21 protein-coding genes are annotated in these 22859 nt (G+C 64.4%); 8 read left to right on the plus strand and 13 right to left on the minus strand.

Annotated elements, in window-relative coordinates; all coding sequences use genetic code 11:
- Positions 1 to 67: 67 nt before the first annotated feature.
- Positions 68 to 1060 (minus strand): lysylphosphatidylglycerol synthase domain-containing protein, encoded by a 993-nt coding sequence (locus HUW10_RS06885; protein ID WP_174502822.1) that lies wholly within the window; start codon positions 1058 to 1060, stop codon positions 68 to 70.
- 225 nt (positions 1061 to 1285) lie between these two features.
- Here HUW10_RS06885 and hpnA point away from each other — a divergent pair, with 225 nt between their 5' ends.
- From hpnA to HUW10_RS06915, 6 genes are all read left to right on the plus strand, one after another.
- Positions 1286 to 2359, plus strand: coding sequence for a hopanoid-associated sugar epimerase (hpnA, locus tag HUW10_RS06890; protein ID WP_371808620.1), 1074 nt, complete (start codon positions 1286 to 1288; stop codon positions 2357 to 2359).
- Positions 2356 to 3483, plus strand: a complete 1128-nt coding sequence (locus HUW10_RS06895; protein ID WP_174502824.1) for a glycosyltransferase — start codon at positions 2356 to 2358, stop codon at positions 3481 to 3483. Before hpnA ends, HUW10_RS06895 begins: the two co-directional genes overlap by 4 nt.
- Positions 3480 to 4316, plus strand: coding sequence for a squalene synthase HpnC (hpnC, locus tag HUW10_RS06900; RefSeq protein WP_174502825.1), 837 nt, complete (start codon positions 3480 to 3482; stop codon positions 4314 to 4316). The genes HUW10_RS06895 and hpnC overlap by 4 nt, the downstream gene beginning before the upstream one ends.
- 33 nt (positions 4317 to 4349) lie before the next feature.
- On the plus strand, positions 4350 to 5216 hold the full coding sequence (hpnD, locus tag HUW10_RS06905; protein WP_236656263.1) for a presqualene diphosphate synthase HpnD: 867 nt from the start codon (positions 4350 to 4352) through the stop codon (positions 5214 to 5216).
- Positions 5213 to 6445 carry a hydroxysqualene dehydroxylase HpnE gene (gene hpnE, locus HUW10_RS06910; RefSeq protein ID WP_174502827.1) on the plus strand — a complete coding sequence of 411 codons (1233 nt, stop codon included), beginning with the start codon at positions 5213 to 5215 and terminating at the stop codon, positions 6443 to 6445. Before hpnD ends, hpnE begins: the two co-directional genes overlap by 4 nt.
- Positions 6446 to 6814: 369 nt before the next feature.
- On the plus strand, positions 6815 to 8347 hold the full coding sequence (locus tag HUW10_RS06915; RefSeq protein ID WP_236656147.1) for a transposase: 1533 nt from the start codon (positions 6815 to 6817) through the stop codon (positions 8345 to 8347).
- Between the two features lie 145 nt (positions 8348 to 8492).
- Here HUW10_RS06915 and HUW10_RS06920 read toward each other — a convergent pair whose 3' ends face one another.
- A complete protein-coding gene (locus HUW10_RS06920) occupies positions 8493 to 9689 on the minus strand; it encodes an ROK family transcriptional regulator (RefSeq protein ID WP_174502828.1) in 1197 nt (398 codons plus the stop codon).
- Between the two features lie 377 nt (positions 9690 to 10066).
- On the opposite strand from HUW10_RS06920, the gene HUW10_RS06925 reads away from it, so the two are divergent.
- Positions 10067 to 11539, plus strand: a complete 1473-nt coding sequence (locus tag HUW10_RS06925) for a hypothetical protein (protein WP_174502829.1) — start codon at positions 10067 to 10069, stop codon at positions 11537 to 11539.
- Positions 11540 to 11771: 232 nt separating this feature from the next.
- Here HUW10_RS06925 and HUW10_RS06930 read toward each other — a convergent pair whose 3' ends face one another.
- The 7 genes from HUW10_RS06930 to HUW10_RS06960 all read right to left on the minus strand — a co-directional run bounded on the left by HUW10_RS06930 (position 11772) and on the right by HUW10_RS06960 (position 17020).
- On the minus strand, positions 11772 to 12314 hold the full coding sequence (locus HUW10_RS06930; protein ID WP_174502830.1) for a hypothetical protein: 543 nt from the start codon (positions 12312 to 12314) through the stop codon (positions 11772 to 11774).
- A 90-nt stretch (positions 12315 to 12404) separates the two neighbouring features.
- Positions 12405 to 12728 carry a hypothetical protein gene (locus HUW10_RS06935; protein WP_174502831.1) on the minus strand — a complete coding sequence of 108 codons (324 nt, stop codon included), beginning with the start codon at positions 12726 to 12728 and terminating at the stop codon, positions 12405 to 12407.
- Between the two features lie 74 nt (positions 12729 to 12802).
- The gene (locus HUW10_RS06940) at positions 12803 to 13543 is read right to left on the minus strand and encodes a hypothetical protein (protein ID WP_174502832.1); all 741 of its coding nucleotides are present in this window, start codon (positions 13541 to 13543) and stop codon (positions 12803 to 12805) included.
- 4 nt (positions 13544 to 13547) lie between these two features.
- A complete protein-coding gene (locus HUW10_RS06945) occupies positions 13548 to 14177 on the minus strand; it encodes a C39 family peptidase (protein ID WP_236656264.1) in 630 nt (209 codons plus the stop codon).
- A 110-nt stretch (positions 14178 to 14287) separates the two neighbouring features.
- Positions 14288 to 14608, minus strand: a complete 321-nt coding sequence (locus HUW10_RS06950) for a hypothetical protein (protein ID WP_174502834.1) — start codon at positions 14606 to 14608, stop codon at positions 14288 to 14290.
- A gap of 66 nt (positions 14609 to 14674) precedes the next feature.
- The gene (locus tag HUW10_RS06955) at positions 14675 to 15691 is read right to left on the minus strand and encodes a hypothetical protein (protein ID WP_174502835.1); all 1017 of its coding nucleotides are present in this window, start codon (positions 15689 to 15691) and stop codon (positions 14675 to 14677) included.
- 228 nt (positions 15692 to 15919) lie between these two features.
- Positions 15920 to 17020, minus strand: coding sequence for a sigma-54-dependent Fis family transcriptional regulator (locus HUW10_RS06960; protein WP_236656265.1), 1101 nt, complete (start codon positions 17018 to 17020; stop codon positions 15920 to 15922).
- 491 nt (positions 17021 to 17511) lie between these two features.
- Here HUW10_RS06960 and HUW10_RS06965 point away from each other — a divergent pair, with 491 nt between their 5' ends.
- A complete protein-coding gene (locus HUW10_RS06965) occupies positions 17512 to 18885 on the plus strand; it encodes a hypothetical protein (protein WP_201712589.1) in 1374 nt (457 codons plus the stop codon).
- A 55-nt stretch (positions 18886 to 18940) separates the two neighbouring features.
- On the opposite strand, the gene HUW10_RS06970 is transcribed toward HUW10_RS06965, so the two are convergent.
- The 4 genes from HUW10_RS06970 to HUW10_RS06985 form a co-directional block, all read right to left on the minus strand.
- Positions 18941 to 19750, minus strand: a complete 810-nt coding sequence (locus HUW10_RS06970; protein ID WP_201712590.1) for an iron ABC transporter permease — start codon at positions 19748 to 19750, stop codon at positions 18941 to 18943.
- The gene (locus tag HUW10_RS06975) at positions 19747 to 20577 is read right to left on the minus strand and encodes a 2-aminoethylphosphonate ABC transporter permease subunit (protein ID WP_174502836.1); all 831 of its coding nucleotides are present in this window, start codon (positions 20575 to 20577) and stop codon (positions 19747 to 19749) included. Before HUW10_RS06975 ends, HUW10_RS06970 begins: the two co-directional genes overlap by 4 nt.
- A 22-nt stretch (positions 20578 to 20599) precedes the next feature.
- The gene (locus HUW10_RS06980) at positions 20600 to 21685 is read right to left on the minus strand and encodes an ABC transporter ATP-binding protein (protein ID WP_201712591.1); all 1086 of its coding nucleotides are present in this window, start codon (positions 21683 to 21685) and stop codon (positions 20600 to 20602) included.
- Between the two features lie 63 nt (positions 21686 to 21748).
- Positions 21749 to 22807 carry a 2-aminoethylphosphonate ABC transporter substrate-binding protein gene (locus HUW10_RS06985; RefSeq protein WP_174502837.1) on the minus strand — a complete coding sequence of 353 codons (1059 nt, stop codon included), beginning with the start codon at positions 22805 to 22807 and terminating at the stop codon, positions 21749 to 21751.
- Between the last annotated feature and the right edge of the window lie 52 nt (positions 22808 to 22859).

The raw sequence follows: 22859 nt of genomic DNA on the forward strand, positions 1-22859 counted from the left end.
CGGGTATCCTCCTGGTGGATGCGGTTCAGGACATGGGACGGCGCGCCGTGGCGGACAAGCCCGCCGGTCAGCGCAGTTCGCCGGAGACCGGTTGCAGCCGGCGTGCTTCGATCCCCTGCCAGGCGAGCAGGACGGGCACCGCGATGACGAGGTCGCGCGCGCGCCGCAGCAGCGAGACCGAGAGCGCGATGTCCGGCGGAATGCCGAACACGGCGCCGAGCAGCGTGTAGGCCGCTTCCTGCACGCCGAGGCGGCCGGGGATGAAGAAACCGGTCGAGAGGATCGCGTGCAGCAGCGCCTCGATCACGAGGGCATCGCGGAGGGAGATGTTCTGGCCGAGGGCGCGGAAGGCGACGAAGGAGGCGATGCCAGTGCCGAACCAGCAAAGCAGGTGCATCGACGAGGCGGCGACCAGGCGGCGGCGGCGGGCATAGATTGCATCCAGCGCCGCTTGCAGCCGACCGATCCCGATGGAAGCGGCATCGGCGGACTGGCCGGCAATCCGCATCGCGAGGCCGCGGAACAGGCGGCTCATGCCCTTCTGCATCAGCAGGAAGATCGCGCCGGCGGCGAACGCGACGCCGAGCCCGATGCTCATCGGCCATACGAGGTCGCTGTGCGGCACCAGCGCGATCAGCAGGACCACGCCGATGGCGACGAACACCAGCTCGGCGAGGAATTCCAGCGTCACGTCCGCCAGGGTCGAGGCCGCCGCGTCGGCGAAGGCAACGCCGCCGAGGGCGATCGCCCGGCCGCCGATCACGAAGCCGCCGACATGCGAGAAGGGCAGGAATTCGCCGGCCGAGTCCCGCACCATCCGGCCCCAGTAGAGCAGGAGAAAGCTGCCGCCGTGGCGGCGGCGAAGCAACAGACGCCAGGCCACGGCCAGCCCGGCGATGATCACCATCTGCACCCCGAGATAGGCGGCGAAGCCCGAGAGGCTGACCCGTTCGAGCGCGTGGGCCACATCGCCCCAACCGAACCAGGCGATGGTGCCAGTGAACAGCAGCAGCCCGACCAGGCCAAAGACCGTGGGCCAGATGCCAAGGCGGCGGATCACGCGCGCGGGCTCCGCATGGAAGGCTGGGCAGATGGTGATCGCAGCACTGGTTTCTCGCACTCCCGGCGGGATAAAAATCGGCAGGTGGCGGCGGCTCGTGGACCGCCCAATCGCGCCCCCTTAGCAGATTGTTGCGGTTTGGGGTATCGTCTGTCGTTGCGAGCGGCACTTTGCTTCGGCGCGGCCGATCAAGTATGGCCTTGGTAGGCTTTCTTGATGGCAGGCATGAGCAACGATTCTTCCTTCCCTTCCGCAGCTTCTGCCCGCCCCGCCGACGACCGGCCGGTTCTGGTGACCGGCGCGACCGGCTTCGTCGGCGCGGCCGTGGCGCGGGCGCTGGCGCGACAGGGGACCCGGCTGCGGCTGCTGCATCGCGCGTCCAGCGACATGAGCAACCTCGCGGAGGTGCCAGGCGAACGAGTGGTCGGCGATCTCACCGATCCAGCGTCGCTCGCCCGGGCGGTCGAGGGCTGCGCGCACGTGTTTCACGTGGCCGCGGACTATCGTCTCTACGTACCCGATCCGGCGGCGATGCGGGCGGTGAACATCGACGGTACCATTGCCCTGTTCCGCGCGGCGCAAGCTGCCGGGGCGGGTCGCATGGTCTATACCAGCAGCGTCGCCGCACTTGGCCTGACCAAGGATGGCAGCCCGGCCGACGAGGCGACGCCGCATGCGGCGGAGGATCATGTCGGCCCCTACAAACGCTCGAAATACGAGGCCGAGCTGGCGGTGAAGCGTCTCGTCGGCGAAGGGCTGGATATCGTCATCGTCAACCCGGCCGCCCCGGTCGGGCCGGGCGACATCAAGCCGACCCCGACCGGCCGCATGGTGCTGGACGCGGCGCGGGGCCACATGCCGGCCTATGTCGAGACCGGGATGAACATCGTGCATGTGGATGACGTGGCCGAGGGCCATCTGCTCGCGCTGGCGCATGGGCGGCGCGGCGAGAGCTATATCCTCGGCGGCGAGAACCTGATGCTCTCCGAGATCGGGCGGATGATCACCCGGTTGGCCGGCAAGCCGCCGCCACGGGTGAAGCTGCCGATCGGCCCGCTGATGCCGGTCGCCGCCCTCATGGAGGCCTGGGCGCGGATCTCGGGCCACGAGCCGCTGATGACACGTGACATGCTGACCATGGCCCGCAAGCGGATGTTCTATTCTTCGGACAAGGCACAGCGGGAGCTTGGCTATCGCGCCCGCCCGGCAGAAGCGGCAATGCGCGATGCGCTGGCCGATTTCTGCCGGCGCGGTAAGCTGCCGAGCCTCGCCTTCGACCCCGCGGGAGCGGCTTCATGACCTTCGTTGCGGTGCTGGCGCTGCTGGCGTGGATCTATCTCTATCTGCTGCATGGGCAGTTCTGGCAGAGCGGGCCGGAACTCGCCCCAGCGCTTCCGGCGGCAACGGTGCCGGTGGACATCGTCGTGCCAGCGCGCGACGAGGCGGAGACCATCGCGCCGGTGGTGCGCTCGCTGCTCGCACAGGAGTATGACGGGAAATTCCGGGTGATCCTGGTGGATGACGGCAGCACCGATGGCACCGGCGACATCGCCGCGCGGGCGGCCGAGGGCGATCAGCGTTTCGTGCTGCTGCGCGGCGGCGACAAGCCGGCCGGCTGGTCGGGCAAGCTCTGGGCACTGGAGCAGGGCGTGGCGCAAGGCACGGCGCCGGTATTGCTGTTCACCGACGCCGATATCGTTCACGATCCGCGGCACCTCGCGACGTTGGTGGCCCGGCTGGCAAGGCCGGAGCGCGGCGCGCGGCTCGACTTGGTCTCCGAGATGGTGCGGCTGAACTGCGAGAGCGCGGCCGAGCGCGCGCTGGTTCCCGCCTTCGTGTATTTCTTCCAGATGCTCTACCCGTTCGCACGGGTGAACGACCCGCTCGATGGCACCGCCGCGGCGGCCGGCGGCACGGTGCTGATCCGGCGCGATGCGCTGGAGCGGGCCGGCGGCCTCACGCAGATGCGCGGCGCGCTGATCGACGACGTGACACTGGCGAGCCGGATCAAGCGCGGCGGTGCCGTGTTCCTCGGGCATTCCGGCCTCGCCCGCTCGATCCGCCCCTATCGGCGGCTTGCCGATATCCGGGCGATGATCTCGCGCACCGCCTTCACCCAGTTGCGCTATTCTGCGCTGCTGCTCGCCTTGACGCTGGTGGGGCTCGCGATCGTGTGGCTCGTACCGCCGATCGCGCTTTTCTCCGGTGACGAAGACGCTGCGCTGTGCGGGCTGATCGCCTCCCTGCTCGCGGTGCTGAGCTACCAGCCGACGCTGCGGCGCTACGGCCGCGGCTGGTACTGGGCGCTGGCGCTGCCGCTGATCGCGCTGGTCTATATGGAGGCGACGTTCGCTTCTGCCCTGCGATACTGGCGGGGCACCGGCGCGGCCTGGAAGAACCGCGATTACGGTGCCGGCGGATGAGTGAAGCCGCGAGCATCGAGCAGGCGTCGGGCAAGGACCGGGGCGATGAGAATTTTCCGGTCGGCTCCTGGCTGATCCGCGCCGGGCTGCGCCGGCATGTGCATGCCTATTACGCCTTCGCCCGCAATGCCGACGACATCGCCGATCATCCCGATCTGGCGCCGGCGGAAAAGATCGCCCGGCTCGACGCGATGGAGGCGGTGCTGGATGGCGACGATCCGGCGCGTTCCCCCTCGGCCGCGCGGCTGCGCGAGAGCCTGGCGGCGACAAAGGTCGATTCCGTCCATGCCCGCGAATTGCTGGTCGCGTTCCGGCAGGATGCAACCAAGACGCGCTATGCGAGCTGGGACGAGCTGATGCAGTATTGCCGATACTCGGCGGCACCTGTCGGCCGCTACGTGCTCGACCTGCACGGCGAGGGAAGGCAGAGCTGGCCCGCCTCCGATGCGCTGTGCGCCAGCCTGCAGGTGCTCAACCACCTTCAGGATTGCGCGAAGGATTTCAACGCTCTCGACCGTTCATACATCCCGGGCGACTGGTTGCAGGCGGTCGGGCTCGGGCCGGATGCCGTCACCGCCGCGGCGACACCGCCGGCGCTGCGCTCGGTGTTCGACGCGATGCTGCAAAGGACGGCGGAGCTGAACGCGAAGGCGGCGCATCTGCCGGGCTTCGTGATGGCGCGCGGGCTGCGGATCGAGACCGCGATCATCGTCGGCCTCGCCCGCCGGCTGCATCGCCGGCTATCGAATGAAGACCCGCTGGCCGGGCGGGTGAAGCTGCTCCGGCGCGATGCCGCGGGCGCCGTGCTCGCCGGGCTGGCCAGGCTTGTATGATATTGCTTGTGTGATGTTGCTTCTGTGATGTTGATGACGCCCGATCCCACTCTTTTCGCCGAGGATGCCGCGACCGTTGCCGCCGCCACGCGCGCCGCCGGCACCTCGTTCTATCGTGGCATGAGCGTGCTGCCGGCGCCGCGCCGCACCGCGATGTATGCGATCTACACCTTCTGCCGGGTGGTGGACGACATCGCCGACGAGGAGGCGCCGCTCGCAGCCAAGCGCGACGGGCTGGATGCCTGGCGCCGGCGGATCGACGCGCTGCCCGAGGGCGGCGATGACGCGGTCACCCGCCTGCTGCGCGATGCCTCGCTGCGCTACGCGCTGCGGCGGGAGGATTTCCACGCGATCATCGACGGGATGGAGATGGATGCCGGCGCGCCGATCATCGCACCCGACATGGCCATGCTCGATCTTTATTGCGACCGCGTGGCTTCGGCGGTGGGGCGGCTGTCGATCCGGGTGTTCGGCGAGGTTTCGGCCCAGGGCGACAGGGTCGCGCATCATCTCGGCCGGGCCCTGCAACTGACCAACATCCTGCGCGATGTCGGCGAGGATGCCGCGCGGGGGCGGATCTATCTGCCGCGCGAGGCGCTGGAGGCCGCGGGGGCGGCCGCCGATCCGGCAACGCTGCTGGCCGATCCGGGACTGAAGCGGGCGATGGCCGAGATCGCCGGGCTGGCGGAGCAGCATTTCGCCGAGGCCGAGGCCGCGATGCGCGGCTGCGATCGCCGCGCGGTGCTGCCGGCGCGCATGATGGCGGACGCCTATCGGCCGCTGCTCGGCGTGATGCGCGAGTCGGGCTTCGCCCATCCTGAGCGTCGGCCGAGCCTGCCCGCCTGGCGCAAGCTGCGCCTTGCCGCCGAGCTTATCATCCGGACCGACCGGCGACGATGAGCCGCGTCCATGTGATCGGCGCCGGCATGGCAGGACTGTCCGCCGCGACCGCCCTTGCCGCGCAGGGACGGCAGGTCGTGCTCTACGAGGCGGCGAAATGGGCGGGGGGGCGCTGCCGCTCCTATGACGACGCCGCCCTCGGCTGCCGGATCGACAACGGCAATCACCTGCTGTTGTCGGGCAACCGCAACACCATGGCCTATCTGCGCCGGATCGGCGCGGAGAACACGTTGACCGGGCCGGACCGGCCGCTGTTTCCGTTCATCGATCTCGCCTCGGGCCAGGCCTGGACGCTACGGCTGAACCACGGAAAGCTGCCCTGGTGGGTGCTGCGCCGGGACTGGCGGGTGCCGGGGACGAATCCGCTTGACTATCTCGCACTCCGCCGGCTGGAGCGTGCCGGACAAGATGATCTCGTCGTCGGAATGCTGGGCGGACTCGGCATGCTGTATGACCGGCTGCTCGAACCGCTGGCGATCGCCGCCCTCAATACCAAACCGGACATCGCCTCCGCAGCACCGCTGGCGGCCGTGGTGCGGGAGAGCCTCGCGCGCGGCGGTGCGGCGACCATGCCGCGCATGCCGGAGGTCGGGCTTTCGGAGAGCTTCGTCGATCCCGCCCTCGCCTATCTGCGCGCACGCGGTGCCGAATTGCGGTTCGGCGCGCGCATTGCCGGGCTGACGATGGCGAATGGGCGGGTGAGCGGCCTCGCCGGCCCGAATGTCGATGAGATCATCGGCGCGGAGGATGCGGTCATACTGGCGACGCCGCCCTGGGTCGCGGCCGAACTGCTGCCCGGGCTCGCGGTGCCGCAGATGCACGAGGCGATCGTCAACCTGCATTTCCGCGCTGGAATCGCTCCGGGGCCGGCCGGGTTCTACGGGCTGGTCGGCGGCACCGCTGAATGGGTGTTCGAGAAATCGGAGGTCGTGTCGGTCACGATCAGCGCGGCCAATGACCGGCTCGGGCAGGACACGGACGAACTCGCCGCCGAGGTCTGGGCCGATCTCCGGCGTGGTTTCGGGCTGCCGCGGACGATGCCGCCCTATCGGGTGGTAAAGGAAAAACGCGCGACCTTTGCCGCAACGCCGGCGCAGCTTGCCCGGCGGCCCGGCACACGCACCGCACTCGCTAACCTGAAACTCGCCGGCGACTATACCGCGACAGGCTTGCCCTCGACCATCGAAGGGGCGATCCGGTCGGGCGAGTCGGCCGCGCAAGAGAGCTGACCGCACCTTTCGGGTTTGTGGAAACCCGAAAGGTGCTGGCGGGCGCGTGCTTCGCGTTGCAATGCAGCAACATTCCGTTTCAAGCGAAAAATCAGGGATTTAGACTTATTCGATGCGTTTTATCAACGAACTCCTGGCGCACCGGGAGCTTTGCAAATCTGCAACACTGGTCGCGGGTTAGTTCGCCGCCCCGGTAATCCGGCTATTTTTGCTTGACCGTCGGTGACTTAACCGGAATGCTTGTAACCGGGGCAAAAGTCCGGGCGGGGAATGATTTTTTGCTTGCGCGGTCACGGTTGGGACTGATTCAAACTTTGGGTGACCGAGCCGTCCGACTTTGATGATCTGCCTGCGAGTGAGCTGAAGCATATGGTGCTTCAGCTTCTGGCGGAGAACGCGGAGCAGGCGCGTCAGATTGCGGCGTTGCGTGAGGAGGTCGCGCGTCTGAAGGGGCTTAAAGGCCCTCCCGACATCAAGCCGCCGAGCCGGCCGAGCGGGATGGAGCGCGCGACGTCGCCGACGCGGGCGCCGGGCGGCAAAGGTCGGGGCAAATTCACGCCCCGGATTGGCATCGAGGAGCGGGTCATCGCGGCGGATGCACCGGCGGGCTCGCGGTTCAAGGGATATGAGAGTTTTCTGGTTCAGGATCTGGTTCTGCGGGCGCGAGCGATCCGCTACCGGCGGGAGCGGTGGGTGACGCCGGCGGGCCGGACGATCGTTGCGCCGCTGCCGTCGGGGGTGGTGGGGCATTTCGGCGCGGAACTGCGACGCTTCGTGCTGATGCTGCATCACCAGGGGCAGGTGACGGTGGAGCGGCTGACGGCGCAGTTGCGGGCCTTTGGGGTGGCGATCTCCAAGCGGCAGGTGCTGCGGCTGCTGATCGAGGGACAGGAGGGTTTCCTTGCGGAGAGCCGCGACGTCCTGCGGGCGGGACTTGCGACAGCGGCTTGGGTGACGGTGGACGACACCGGCGCGCGGCATGCCGGGCGGAACGGGTTCTGCACCCATGTCGGCAATGACGATTTCGCCTGGTTCGGCACGAGGGAGAGCAAGAGCCGGCTGAACTTCCTCGACCTGCTGCGGGCCGGGCACACCGACTATGTCGTCAACGACGCGGCACTCGCCTACATGCGCGGGCGCGCGCTCGCTGGCCCGGTGATCCGCACTCTTGCCGACGCCGCGGCGAAAGAGTTCGCCGATCATGCGGCCTGGCAGGCGCATCTGGAGCGGCTTGGCATCAGCGTGCTCAAGGTCCATCCCGACCCGGTCCGGATCGCCACCGAAGGTGCGCTCTGGGGTGCCGTCCGGGACCACGGGTTCCTGAATGACACCGTCATCGTCAGCGACGACGCCGGACAGTTCGTGGTCGGCAGGCACGCGCTGTGCTGGGTCCACGCCGAACGATTGGTGCACAGGCTCGACACTTTCACCGAGCGACATCGGGCCGCGCAGGCGCATGTCCGCAATCTGATCTGGTGGTTTTACGCCGATCTCAAGGCCTACCGTGCCGATCCCACGCGACGACGCCGAAGCGAGTTGCGCGTCCGCTTCGATCGCATCTTCCGAAGACGCACCGGTTTTGCCACTCTCGACCGCCTGCTTGCACGCCTGCACGCCAACAAGGCGGAGTTGCTGACCGTGCTCGACCGCCCGGAGATCCCGCTCCACACCAACGGCTCCGAGCGCGACATCCGCCTGCACGTGACCAGGCGCAAGATCAGCGGCGGCACCCAGGCCGTCCTCGGCCGCGACTGCCGCGACGCTTTCCTCGGCCTCATGCGCACCACAACCAGGCTCGGCTTCTCGTTCTGGGACTATCTCGGCGATCGCCTCCACGTCCCCGATCAGGCCGCCGTCCCCTATCTCCCGGATCTGCTCAGGGCCCGCGCCCACCAGGCTTGAACAAAATCGCCCGGGATTCTGCCCCGGTTACGAATGCTTGACAGTAATTTGTAAGAGTCACGGCGCACAAGAATGGCGCCGGTATCGGGAGGCAACGGGAAACGGCATGCGCGCGTGCGGCATGACTGATTATCCGGGCGATCGTTCACGACGCGATCATGGGTCGCGCGCGATCGAGGCGAACCGGCGGATCATCGAGAAACTGCTGCAGCGCCAGCGCGATGCCGCCCATCGACGCCGCGGTGGCGCTCATTTCGGACACGACGATCTCGACATCGCGGTAGATCGCGGCGAGTGCGTTGGCTTCCAGGGTTTCCATCGCCGCGGGCAGCAGGAATGGCGCGAGCTGCGCGAGGCTGCCCCCGAGCACGATCCGGCGCGGGCTGATGATATTGATCAGGTTCGCAAGGCCAAGGCCGAGATGACGGCCGGCTTCGGCCATGACCGACCGCGCCACCGCATCGCCGGCCTCGCAGGCCTGGCGCGCCGCCGCGACATCGGCCGCGCGATGGCCGCGGGCGGCAAGATCGCCCAGGATCGCGCGTTCGGACACATAGGCCTCGAAGCAGCCACGCCCGCCGCAGCCGCACGGACGCCCGCCGGGAACGATTTTCATGTGGCCGATTTCACCGGCGAGCCCGTGCGGGCCGCGATAGAGCTCGCCCATCAGGTAGAGGCCGCCGCCGATGCCGGATCGGCCCATCACATAGATGAAATCGGCAATGTCGCGGCTGGCACCGAACAGATGCTCGGCAAGGGCCGCGGCCTTGACGTCGTTTTCGACGCGGACGGGGACTTTGATCCGTGCCGTGAGCGTGCCGGCCAGATCGAGGTCGCGCCAGCCGATATTCGGGGCGAACACGACACGGCCGCCGGTGGTAACCAGCGCCGGTACCGCAACGCCGACGGCGAGCAGCGTGCTGCGCGGCGCCCGCAGCGAGCGCAGGGCGGCGGTTATGCCGCCCCGCACGGCGGTGATCGCATCCTCGGGAGAGGTGCTGCCGGGCACGACGAGATCGCTGCAGGCAGCGCCGTCGATCGTCGAGATCAGGATGCGGATGGCATCGGGCTCGACGCCGATGCCGGCGAGATAGCCGGCACGGGGATCGAGGCTGAGCGCCGTGGTCGGCCGACCGGCGCGCCCGGTCGGCGCCTCGGTGTCGCGACGGACGATGCCGCCGGATTCGAGATTGCTGATGATGATGGAGATGGTCGCGGGATCGATACCCGAAATCTGCGAGAGCTTCTGCTGCGAGATGCCCGGATTCTGCCGGATCATGTGGAACAGCCGCGCCGAGTTGATGCGCCGGACCAGTGCCGAATTCACGCGCGCCCGGGTCATTCCCCCTCCCCTGGCGGCCGGATCATCGTGCCCCGCCGGGCTCGAAACCGACACCATGAATCTTTCTTGACATTGAAAACGCTCCTCTCTACTGGTTTCTTAAAGAGTAAAAATAATTCGTGCAAGCGACAGTCAGAGCGCACCGCACGGAGAACAGACAGGGACGGAACGATGCCGGTTGCGGCAATTGAACGACAGCCTCGGGTTTGCGGAGACCTGCGCGCGGCACAGCATCAGCGCGTATTCCACGCGGCATGGCCTGGCGCGGCCATCGCCACCGTCCACCCGCCGCAGATGGCGAAGCGGCGGGCCGGATCCGTGCGCACGGCGCGGATTTCGCCAGCAAAAAAATCTTTCAACATGGAGGTCCAACCATAATGCGAAACATCGGCAACCAGGCGGGCAATGCCCCGGCCCGGTCTGCGACGCGGAAGCTGCGCCACGCCGCATGCGCCGCGGGCGTGATCAGCCTTTTCGGTCTCGCACCGCTGGCGCACGCGCAAAGCCTCGGCGACGCGCTGCGGCAGACCACGTTCCAGGGCATGGTCGGCGCGATCCACTTCGACTATGGCAATAACGGTCATTCGAGCAAGAGCACGCACTCCTTCGCGATCGGCGGGCATCTGATCGCCCATACCGGCTCGTTCGACGGGTTCAGCGTCGGCCTCGGCGGGTACACCGCGCAGTCGCTCGGCCTGTACAGCAAGAACAACGCCAGCGACCGGGTGCATTATGACGGTGAACTCACCGGCTCGCATTACGGCATCCAGTCGTTTCGCCAGGCCTATCTGCAGTATCAGACGCCGAAAGTGGAAATCCGCTTCGGCCGCCAGCTGATCCAGACGCCCTATGCGAACCAGGATTACTACACGTTCAACCCGCGCGCCTTCATGGGCGTTGCCGGTGTCGTGAACGTGCTTGGCGATGGTTCCAACAAGGTCGATGCCGGGGCGCTGAGCCTCGATGGCGATCCGGCGGCGTTCAGCGTCTTCATGACGCGGATGTTCACCTATGAAAGCCGCTATTCCAGCTCCTTTGTCGCCAACAACCGCTATTCCGGCACCAAGCCGACCAACGGCTTCATCGCGATCGGCGCGCGGTATCATGGCGATGTGGGCTCGACCCAGCTGACGGCGCAGGCGTGGTATTACGACTTCTACCAGTACGCGCAGCTCGTCTATGGGCAGCTCGACCTTGTCCAGCCGCTTGCCAACGGCCAGGCCATTTTCGGCTCGGTGCAGGCGCTGACCGAAGGCAACTCGGCTGGCAATGCTTCGAGGATCATGGCGTTCACCAGCAACAGCTCGAACTCGATCAATGCCCATCTGTACGGCGCCAAGCTCGGCTATTCGTTCGGCGACGGCAGCATCGCGCTGATCGGCAACTATGCGCCGACCGAATACAACTCGTTCCATCATGGCGGCGTGCTCCACCCGTATAACGACAATACCGGCACGAGCTTCACCGACACGATGCAGAACGGCGTTCCGAATCTCGGGCCGGGCTATGCGTATGGTGTGACGACCAACTACGACTTCCTCAACAAGAAGCTGAAGGTTGGTGTTACGTATGTGCGCTACCTCGTCCGCTACGGCTATGGCGGCGATGCACAAAACTATACGAGCTATGCCGGCCCCTACAGCTTCCCGAATGCCAACTACATCCCGAACCAGCAACTCTGGGCGCTGGACGCGAATGCGTCGTACGATCTGTCCTCGATCCTCAAGGGGCTCTCGGTGGCGGAAGATACCGACGTGACCGTCGCGGAAAACCGGGCGGGCTATACGGGAACCGCGCATTACAACAACCCCTACTTCAGCAGCCGTTTCTACCTCGAATATAATTTCTGAGGTTTCCGGCGAACATGACGCGCCCGGGCCAACCGCCCGGGCGCTTTTTTTGCGCTGGATACGGTTCACGACAGAGCATGTATCGATCCCATCGGATCGGATGCCATGCTCTGTGGTATTGATCACTGCAGCAACTCTACCCGATCAGACGGAGTCATCTGATCGGATAGAGTTGCTCTTTTTATCGATATGATCGAGCACGACATCCGATCCAGAAGGATCGGAAAGTGCTCTAGAGATGCTGGCCGCGCTCCACCAGAAACTGCGCCGGCAGGACGTGCGCGTCGACAAATCGCAGTGTCATCAGACGGCCGTTCCAGTAGGGTGAAAAGCACAACGGCTGCTGCTTGCCTTTCAGGCTCCAGCACGCATCCTTTGAATTGACCGACTGGACGCCCGCCTCATCGACGACACGACCATCAGCGCCGACCAGCCGCATGGTGAGTTGGCCACTTGGCGCGACATAGATCGAGGTTCGCCCGCCATCCGCGAGCGGCCGATAGAGTGTGTTGCCCAGGGTCAGATGCAGGAAGCCGACTTTCGTCAGAGGCTGCCCGTAATTCGAATAGCCGTTCCCAAGGCCGGGACCGGATGCTGGTGCTACCGCGCTTGCGGATGTTGCGGCATGCGAGGGCGCAGGCTGCCCGCCGGTTTGCAGGCCATGGCCCGACATGCAGCCGCCCAGCGCCAGAGCAGGGATAAGCCATACGACATGGCGCAAGCCCGGCAGGCGCGGGAGACAGGAAGTGCTGAGACCACGTTCCGCTTGAAACATCTTCACTCTCATTCCGGTATCAGATCCGGCAGGTTATCGTTGAGCAGCGAACGCATTCGCTCGCACTCCCGTCGCCTCCGGCGCCGGAATTCAGTGGACAATATTCAGGCTGACATTGCCAGAAGATGCGGGATTCGGTGCGGATATCCGACCGGGCCCCACTTCGTCCCAAAGGAGGACGGCGTTGCCACCCTTCGATTGCGGCGAGAGCGACGGAGCGACCGACGGAATACCTTGCGCCGTGGCCGAGGACATCTGCTGAACCGAGAGCGGTGACAGCGGCAGGCCGATCTTCTGGATGGTGACGAGCTCGACATGATCGGCGGGCCGCCCTATCCGATCGATCCCCTGCGCCCGCGCAAGCCCGGGGGCAAGCGCGCCGAGGGCGACCGCCAGGCCGAGCAGGAGGCGCAAGAAAAGCGAATTGCCCGGTGCTCGGCAGAGTGGACTCACGTCTCTATGCATTTTTTGCATCATCGAATTCCATCTCACCGTGGCAACAGGGACTGTATCACATGGTTGGACTGGGCAGCGTTCACGAGTTGGGTCTGCATCCCGCTGATGTCGATGTTGAGCGTGCGGGTTTGCTGGATGATCTGGCCATTCACCGGGTTCTGGATCAGCGTCGACATTCCAGCGGAGCCGACCGTATTGGCAATCGTCGTATAAAGCTGCTGACCCGATACCCCACCGCCGTTGCCGCCCGCCTGCGGAACGAGGCTGGTGAAGGTCGTGCCCGTCGGCGTCGAACTCTGCGTATTGATCACGCCGGACGGGTTGGCCTTATTCCTGACATCGCTGAACGAGGAAACCGGCAGCGGGGTCTGGGACGTGGCGGAGAAACTCTGCCCGTTCAGGGCGCTGCTGACGGTGTCGGGCGCAACCTGGCGGAAGGCCGGCGAAATCTGCTGGGTCAGGTGATTGATGTCGCCTGAAAGGGTCTGCACAGCTTGGCCGTTGACCAGCGTCTGGATCGAAAAGCCGAAATCGATCCCGATGCCGCGATCATTGGGCAGCGAAAACCCGCCGCGCATGCCGGCAAGCGCCGTATCCGGCACAATGGCCATGCCGCGCGAGGGAAAAGCGGCGGCGCTGGTGGAAGCGGCAATACCCGGCGAGACCCCGCCGTGCGGACTGTCCGCGGCCGATGCCCGGCCGGGAGCGAGAGGCAGGAGACTGGCGGTACCCAGAAGCATGATCAGCATCGAGCGTGACATGACGCGCACCATTTCCCTAGAATGTATTTTGCAGCTGCCAGCCATTGGCCGGCAGTCCGAGATCGCGAAGCTGGAAGTGAGCCAGGGAGACCGGCGGCTGCGGCACAGCCTGCCAGACCGTCGGATTATTAAAGGCGAGCCTCGCCTGCGACAGATCGGAGGTGATGGCAAAGAAAATGCCACTCCACTGTTTCGCGAAGGTGGCGACCGGTTCTGCCCGCAGGCCAAGGCTGGGATCGGAGATCAGTACTTCGCCGTTGCTCACCCCGCGGACGAGAACGAAATGATGGTAGCCGTGATAGTCGATCAGAACGATCGCCGGCACCCGAATCTGGCTCAATTTCGCAAGGCTTGCCTTGAACCCGTTCGATGGAATGTGATGCCTTGCGAGATAGTTTTTCATGTCGAGCAGGGAAAAGCCGAGCCGGCGGATCTTCGCCTGGTCGCCATGCCGATACATGCTTTTGAAAACCGATTCCTCGGTGACCGGCACGTCATAGACATAAGTCAGCAATGTCGCGAGCGCCGCAGAGCCGCAGGAAAAATCGTATTTCTGATGCACCGTGCTGGTGAATTTCATGTCCTGCCAGCTGCGCACTTGCATATGTGTGCCGCTGATCGCGGTGTTGGGCAGGGCAAACTGCAAGGCATCAGCCCTGGCCTGCACGGATGCAAGGCAGGACGCCGCAATCAACGCCACGGTTCCGGCAAACCTGACAAACGTCCCTGACATCGCCGATCGCCCCCGACTGCAGCTCAGTGATTGAGCGTGATGTTCACGACCGTCGAGGTCTGGAACAGCGCGTTGTTGCCGGTATTCTGGATGACCGTGGTCAGCCCCTGATTGCCGGAAACCGAATTCGTGTTGGAAATCGTGCCGGTGGTGCCGGACGCGGTGTTACCGAAGGACGTTGCCGAAAGCTGGCTCGCCGGAATGTCCCGACCATGCGAGGCCGCCAGCGCCGAGGTGGACACCGGGGTGCCGAACAGATTGCCGCCGCCAGCTGCATATCCGGCAACCGGAAGTGCGAACACCGCCATCGAGATGATGCAAAATGCTTTGATTGTTTTTGCCATGGACGCCGCTCCTGAGGAAAATGCGTGCACACCCGCAGGGTGTGCACGCCAGGCTGACAGGCGGTATTAGCGAACCGCAGCCACCGAAACGGAGTTCTGGATCAGGCTGTTGGCGCCGGCATTCTGCGAGGCCTGGAGCACGCCCTGCGCACCGTTGAAGGAGCTGTCCATGTTCACCTTCGCCGAACCGTTCGCGAGGTTCGCGGTGTTGCAATAGACGCCGCCACCCTGCACCGCGACGGCAACCGCACCGGCCAGCGTGTTGCTGCTCGCGGCGGTCAGCTTCACCGTGCCGACAGCGGTCGAGTTCTGCATCAGGCTGTTCGCGCCGGAGTTCTGGTTGACGTTGATCACGCCATTGGCGTTGTTGAACGAACCATTATCGATCGTCGACGACGCGTTGCTGCTGTGTTCACGGGCATAATTGCCCGCAACGTAGCCGATGTTGCCCGAAGCGGCGAGCGAGCCGGCCAGCGTGCCTTCGGTGCCGTTGATCGGGCTAACCGCCGCAACAGCCGCGGAGTTCTGCAGCAGGCTGTTGTTGCCGGCATTCTGGTTCAGCTGGCCGACGCCATTGAAGCCCTGGTACGAGTTGCTGACCGTGGCGGACTGGGTCACCGTGCCGTCGTCATTGTCCCAGCCGCTGCGCGGGCCAACCTCGTCCTCGTTGCCCATCACGCCACCGTTATTGCCGGCGAGCGCAACCGCAAGGCCGCCACCAATCGTGTGGCTCCGGTTCGACGGGTTGTGAACATAAGCAAGGGCCAAGGTGTTCTGCAGCTGGCTGTTGGCACCCGCGTTCTGAGCCTGGTTCGAGACACCCTTGGTGCCCGAGTTGTAGGAATTGCTCAGATTGGCCGAGCTGGTCTGGCGGTGCATGTTGGCTTCGTTGCCGGCAACGTTGCCGGAATTGCCGGCGGCGGCCAGGGCAACATACGCATCGATGGTCATCGACTTGGTGGAATGACCACCATTCTTGCCGTTATGACCCGAGCCGCCATCGTCACCATTGCGGGCGAAAGCAATAACCGGGGTCGCTGCAATGATGGAAAGGGCCGCGCCCATCAGAAGAATTTTACGCATGACAATAATCTCCACTTCCCTAAGGGTTGGCCACGCCATTTTCTTTGACGAAGCCCTTGTTACATTCATTACAAACTGATTTTTCATTCAGCCTGTATTTTTTATCTAGCAACCATCGTGCCAAGTTTATTTGCTTTTTTATTTTATTTGTTTTCAATGATTTTTAGATTTTTTAAAGTATATTTAAACGTGAATACAATTATCTTGGCTGGAATGTTACGTATTGAGTTACGTCTTTGGTGTCGGGTCGGCGTAACAGTCATGATCGTACTGGCGGCATTCGTTACGAATGTCCTGGATTGTCTGATCGAGCTTGAACCTCTCGATCAGGCGGTAGATCGTCATTCTGGAAATGCCGAGATTCTCTGCAGCTTCGGTCAGGTTGCCGCCGCAGCGGCGGATCATGTCGACCAGCTCGCTGCGCCGCTCGGTATTTGAACGGCGTCGATCCGCACGAGGCCGCCGCACCGTGTCATTTGCCGGGCTCGGCGGCTGGATGGGCGCGGGTGCCGCGACCAGATCCGGAACGAAGCCGTCCTCCAGATCACCGACATCGATCACGTCATCGTCGCAGACCACAACCGCCCGCTGGATCGCAGCCATCAATTCGCGAATGTTGCCGGGCCAGCCGTAGGACAGGAGGCGACGCTGCGCCGCCTCGGTGAAATTCATCTCGTCCCGCCCCATTTCCGCGGCAAACTTGCGCAGGAAAAATAGCGCGAGCGTGAGGATGTCATGCCCACGCTCACGCAGCGGCGGGCTGTGGATCGTCAGCACCTTGAGGCGGAAGAAAAGATCGCTTCGGAACGTGCCCGCTTCGATCAGGCTGGCGAAATCCACATTGGTCGCCGAGACGATTCGTACATCAACCGGGATCTGATCGACCCCGCCGACCAGCTGGATCGTCTTTTCCTGAAGAACGCGCAGGAGATATCCCTGCATGTCCGCCGGCAGATGACCAACCTCGTCGAGAAACAGCGTGCCGCCCTGCGCCGCCTCGATAATGCCTTTCTTGCGGCTCACCGCGCCGGTGAACGCACCCTTTTCATAGCCGAACAGTTCCGACGCGATCAGCGTCGGCGGGATCGCGGCGCAGTTGATCACACGAAACGGACCGTGTGCCCGCGGTGAGCGATCGTGGATCGCGTGCGCGATCAGCTCCTTGCCGGTCCCTGTCTCGCCGGTGATCAGAACCGGCGCATCGCTCGACGCATATTTGCGGATCAGGTTGAATATCGTGCGAATTTGCGGGCTGTCGCCGACGATGCACCGCTCGGAGCCAGACTGGAGCACCGCGGCGATCTTGGCCTCGTCGATTTCTCTCTGCACATCGCTGCGCCCGCTCGTGCTGGAGGGAAAGGACCCACGATAGGCAGCGGCCGGAGATCTCTCAGAGTATCCCGTGCGTATCATTAAAAAGATTCTCCGGTCCCAAAATTTATGTTTAATCCTGTCCTCGTCTTAATAATTACGCGTCACTGATGACGCAACACATTTTATACGTGTGTGACAAATTAAGAGATAACTTTGAGTAGAATTCGGACGTATTTTCATATTTTTTTAGGAATATAACTTTCCCGAAACATCCGGAAAATAACACAATCGAAAGTTGTGTTACGTTGTCGTGACGCCGCAATGGTGTCGAATTTCACCATACGCGGCGCCAGGAAACACCAGCCTTCCCGCTGAAAATTAACTTAAATCAATATGTTGTTTAATTATCGAGATGGCATCAAAATTGCTTAGGGAAATTTTAGAACAGAAATCTCAATTTTTATCCGTATCTGCCGAGTGCAGATCAAGACAGGGCGAGGCAAACAATGAAACAAAAAACAAGAATTCTATTTGGGATATCGTCGGCCTTGATTTTCAGCGTGGCTGCGCACGCCGGGAATCAGTCGATCGAGAATTATATAAGTCTTGCCGCATCTCAGAATAATGCGCGCTTGATCCATAATTTCTCGAATGATGGTGGCGTCAATATCGCCGGACAGTGGCATTTCATCGCCTCTGCTGTGTCGAGCCGATCGTTCAACGAGAGCGCGGGGATTGGAACCAGCAGCCAGAATGCGGGCGCGAACAGCGTGCTGCAGAATTCGGTCTCGCTCGCGTATATTGCGTCCTGCGGGATCTGCGTCGGGCCGACGATCGGCGGGCATGGGGTGGTGATCGGCGCGGCCAGCAACATGGCGATTGCAGCCGGCAATCACGATTACCCCGGATATGGACAGGCAAACCCGGCATCCTCCGGCGGGCAGCCGGGAAATAATGGCGGTTCAGGGACCGGTACTGGTTCCAGTGGCGGAACCGGATCGGGGACCGGCACGGGAACCGGCGGCGGAACCGGGTCAGGGACCGGCACGGGCTCCAGTGGCGGGACCGGATCGGGGACCGGCACGGGAACCGGCACGGGTTCCAGCGGCGGGACCGGGTCGGGGACCGGCACGGGTTCCAGCGGCGGAACCGGGTCGGGGACCGGCACGGGAACCGGCGGCGGAACCGGGTCGGGGACCGGCACGGGTTCCAGCGGCGGAACCGGGTCGGGGACCGGCACGGGAACCGGCGGCGGAACCGGATCGGGGACCGGAACGGGTTCGAATACTCAAAGCGGAGGGACGCCGGCCAGTTACGGCCTGACCGCACAGGGCAGCGATCCCTTTGCCACCGTCAGCCAGTCGTTCAACAACGATGTCGGTATCTTCTCCATCAACCAGAACGGTGGTGCGAACAGCACGGTCCAGACAGCAACGACCGTGGCGGCGCTTCAAACCAAGGGATCGATCGGCGCCGCGACGGCCGCGGCAAGCGCACGGAATTCGGCGCATGCCCGGCGAAATACGTCCTACAGCATCGACACACCCACAACCTCGACAGTGCAGAACAGCATGGATCACTCCACCGGCGTGTTGAGCATTGCACAAAACACCGGATCGAATTCGATCGTGCAGAACGCAACGTCGGTCAGCTCCATCGACATGCAGAAGGCCAACACCCAGATGCTTGCCATGACCGCGGCGGCATCGTTCAACCAGGCATCGGTGAGCGGCAATTACGCGTCTTCGATTGACCAGACGAACGGGGTGTCGATGGACCAGTCCTTTAACGGGACTAGCGGCGTTCTGATGGCTGCACAGAATGCCGGTGCAAACTCCATCATTCAGAACAGCGTCTCCGTAGCGTCGATCCGCCCGTAAAGACGGCGCGGCAAGGGCTTTCCGGATCCGGCAGGATCCGGAAAGCAATCATGCGTCATGGCTGGAACTCACCGTGCCATGACGTACGACGATTGAGCAGCGTCAGAACGAAAAACGCGCAGGCCAACAGAGCGGCACCCAGAGCGGCGCCCGCGTAGATATCCCCGCGATCGGTCAGGGCGAAGACCTCGACCGGCGCTGTCACCCATTGCGGTGGATAGAGCATGATCGATGCGCCGAGTTCGCCCATCGAAAGGGCGAAGCCGAGCGAAAGTGCAGCAAGGATCTGCGGCAGAAGCAGCGGCAGCGTGATCGTGAGCAGAACCCGGGGCGGCGATGCGCCAAGCGAACCGGCAATCTCTTCGAGGCTGTGCGGCAGTCGATCGAGGCCCGCGCTGATCGTCGCATAGGCATAGGCCATGACCAGGACGACATGGGCAAGGATGACCAGGAGCACGGTTCCGTTGAGCAGGAACGGCTTGCGGCTGAAGGCGATCAGCATGGCAAGACCGATGGTCGAGGACGGCAGCGCGACCGGCAGGAAATAGAGCATGTCGAGCCCGCGGCGGAGGGAGGGTGGGCAGCCACGCACGACCAACGCCCCACCGCCTCCGAACAGAAGGGCAATGAACGAGGCGGCCACTCCCGTTGCGACACTGTGCAGCAGTGCCGCCCCCTGATCTCCCGCCGCCAGGGCGCGCGCGTGATGGAGCGTGAGACTGGACGGCAGCACCCCGTTCCATTGCCGGGTAAAGGCGGCCAGTAGCAGCAGGAGCAATGGCAGGCCGAAGATCAGGAAGAACAGCGTGGCCGTGGTAACAAGCGCGATTCGTCTTGTCGTCGGTTTGAATACCAGCATGCTCATGCGGCCAGCCAGGCACCGAGCCGGGTAAGAGCAAGACGGTAGAGCGCGAAGACGGCAAGCGAAATCACACTGTCGCAAACCGCGATCACGCTCGCACCCGCATAGTTGAATTGCTGCACCGCCTTGCCATAGATCAGCAACGGCAGGGTGATGACATTCTTGGCGCCCATCACCAGCATGATGCCGAATTCATTCAATGTCAGCAGCAGGCAAAGCCCGCCGCCGGCCAGCAGGGCGGGCAGCAGCGCGGGGATGACAACGCGACGGATCACGCCCGCCGGGGTTTCCCCGAGACTGCTCGCCATTTCGAGCAAGGCGGGATCGAGCGACTGGAACCCGGCAAGCACAGGGCGCAAGACAAAGGGCGTATAGAATGTCACCTCAGCCAGGACCACACCCCAGAACCCGTAGAGAAAACTCGCCGCCCGGTGCGGGTTGCCCAGCAGCGGCTCCAGCAGCGCGGTGATCAAGCCGGCGTTTCCGTAGAGAAACGTCAGCGCGAGCGCGATGAGAAAGGACGGGAACGAGAGATAGGCATCGACCACCCGGCCGACAGACGCGGCACCGTGGAACGGCGCGAGATTGAGGAGCAACGCCAGAACGAATCCGAGCAGAAGACACAGGACCGTCGAGGTCAGGGCGATCTGCAACGTGTGGCCAAGGGCGCCGGCAAAGACCGGGGAGGCGATGATCCGCGTTGCCGGCGCGAGGCTCCATCCTTGCGGCCCCCGGAAGGCGGCGATGATCATCAGCCCGAGCGGATAGAGCAACGTGATGGACAACACGCCGAGAACCGGCGCCAATCGCGCAACATGAAGCCACCTCACGCCGGACATCGCCTCCTCCGGTTCATGTATCGGCGACCAGGCAGGCCCGGTCGGGGGCGAAACCGACCGTGACATCGGCGCCGATTGCCGGCGCCTCCCGCCCGGCCGGCAGATCGATCCTGAGAAGATGCGCGCCCGCCACGGCCTGCACGCGCTGGACCGCGCCCATCCACTGCACGCCGACGATCCGCGCCGCGATGCGGTTCGAACCGGTTGCGTCGATATCGAGCGCATGCGGCCGCACACAGAGCAGAGGGCGCGCGATCGCATGTCCCGACGCGCCCATGACCGTCAGGCGTTGCCCCTCGAAACTAACCTCGGCGCTGTCATGCAGGGCGGTTTCGATCCTGATCGGCAGGAGATTCGCCTGTCCGAAAAATTCGGCGGCGTAGCGATGCTCTGGCGTTTCGTAGAGGCCGCGCAGCGTGCCGGATGCGGCAATGCGCCCGTCGCGCATCAGCGCGATCTGGTGGCCAAGCGCGATGGCCTCGCTCTGATCGTGCGTGACATAGACGATGGCCAGTTCCGGCAATCGGGCGTGGAGGCTGCGAAGTTCTTCCAGAAGCCCGGCCCGCAGCGGGGCATCGAGGGCGGAGAGCGGTTCGTCGAGCAGCAGGACCGGCGGGCGGATCGCCAGCGCGCGGGCAATTGCGACACGCTGCTGCTGGCCGCCCGAAAGTTCGCGTGGATAACGGCCGATAAAGGCGGACATGCCGACAAGACCGAGACAGTCGGCGACACGCTCGGCGATCTCCCGCTTCGGCAGGCGGCGGGCACTGAGGCCGAAACCGACATTCGCGGCGACCGTCAGATGGGGAAACAGCGCGTAGTTCTGCACGACCATGCCCAGCCCCCTCGCGTGCGGCGGCAGCGCGGTGACGTCCCGCCCGGCCAGCAGGATCCGCCCGGATGCCAGGGGAACGAACCCCGCGATCGCGCGCAGGATGGTCGATTTGCCCGAGCCCGAGGGGCCGAGCAGCACCCGGATTTCACCCGGCGCGACGGATAGCGAGACGCGATCGAGCGCGACCGCCCCGCGATACCGCACTGTGACGGTATCGAGGGCGATGGCGTCTGTCAGCGTGTTGGCGGCGTCAGCGTCGCGCACCGTCGGGTGCCATTCGATGGATCACGTGCGCGGCGGACGCCAAATGACAGATCGCCATCGGCCTCAGCTGCCGGTGACGCGATGCCAGCTTGTGATATTCGCGTCGAGCCCGCCCAGCACCCTGGTCCAGTCCGGCGACCAGACATCGACACCGTGCATGATGCCGGCAAGCGCTTCCGCCGTCTTGCCGCGCGCCGGAACATCGGTCCGCACCGGGAAGCCGCGGGCGATGTCATAGACGGAATCCTGCGCCTCGCGGCCCAGCAGGAAATCGATCAGCCTGCCAGCGGCTGCGGCATGCGGCGCATTCTTCACCAGCGCGATGTCGTAGGGGATCGGCATGGTGATGCGGCGGCCGTCATGCGCCGGGAAGAAAATGCCGAGATGGGGGTATTGCCGCATCTGGGCGAAATTCATCTGCACATCGCCATTCGCCACGAGGATCTCGCCCTTGTCGACGAGCCCGGCAAGGCGCCCGGTGGAAGCCGATGGTCCAAGGTTGTTGGCCTGGAGCTTGTGCAGATAGGCAAACCCCTGATCCGCGCCGCCCATCGCCTCGATGATCTCAAGCATCACCGCGGTACCGTCGCCGGCCTGGCCAGGGGTTGAATACTGGAGGCGATTTTTCAGGCCCGGCGCGAGCAGCGCGGCGTAGCTTGCCGGCGGCGCCTTGAGTTCGGCCGTGTTGTAGATCCAGCATGCATAGTTGTTGACCAGCGGGAACCAGAGATCGCGTGCGCTGCGGGTGGAAGCCGGAATGACAGGGAGAGACGAGGGCTTCATCGGCGCCAGCACGCCGAGAGATGCCGCCTTCTGCATGAAGGGCGGCAGGGTCACCAGCACATCGGCCTGCGGATTGGACCGTTCGGCGAGCACACGGTTGACCACCACGCCCGAGCCAGCCTCGACATACCGGACCGCGATGCCGGTCTTTTGCGTGAAGGCGGCGAAGACGGTGTCGAACCAGTTGGGTTTGCCGTCCTTGAGGCCATCGGCGGAATAGACGGTGACGACACCGCTGGCGCGGGCGGGGCGCGTGGCCGCCACGGTCGCCAGAGCGGCCGAGCCGGCCAGCGCGGTGCGGCGCGAAACGCCGGTTCGGGTCAGGGTCGGGATCGGCATCGGATACTCCGGGTTGCGATTTCACCGGGCGTAGGAGGCATCAACCGGGCAG

Source organism: Acidiphilium sp. C61, from assembly GCF_905116885.1.
Lineage (GTDB): Bacteria > Pseudomonadota > Alphaproteobacteria > Acetobacterales > Acetobacteraceae > Acidiphilium.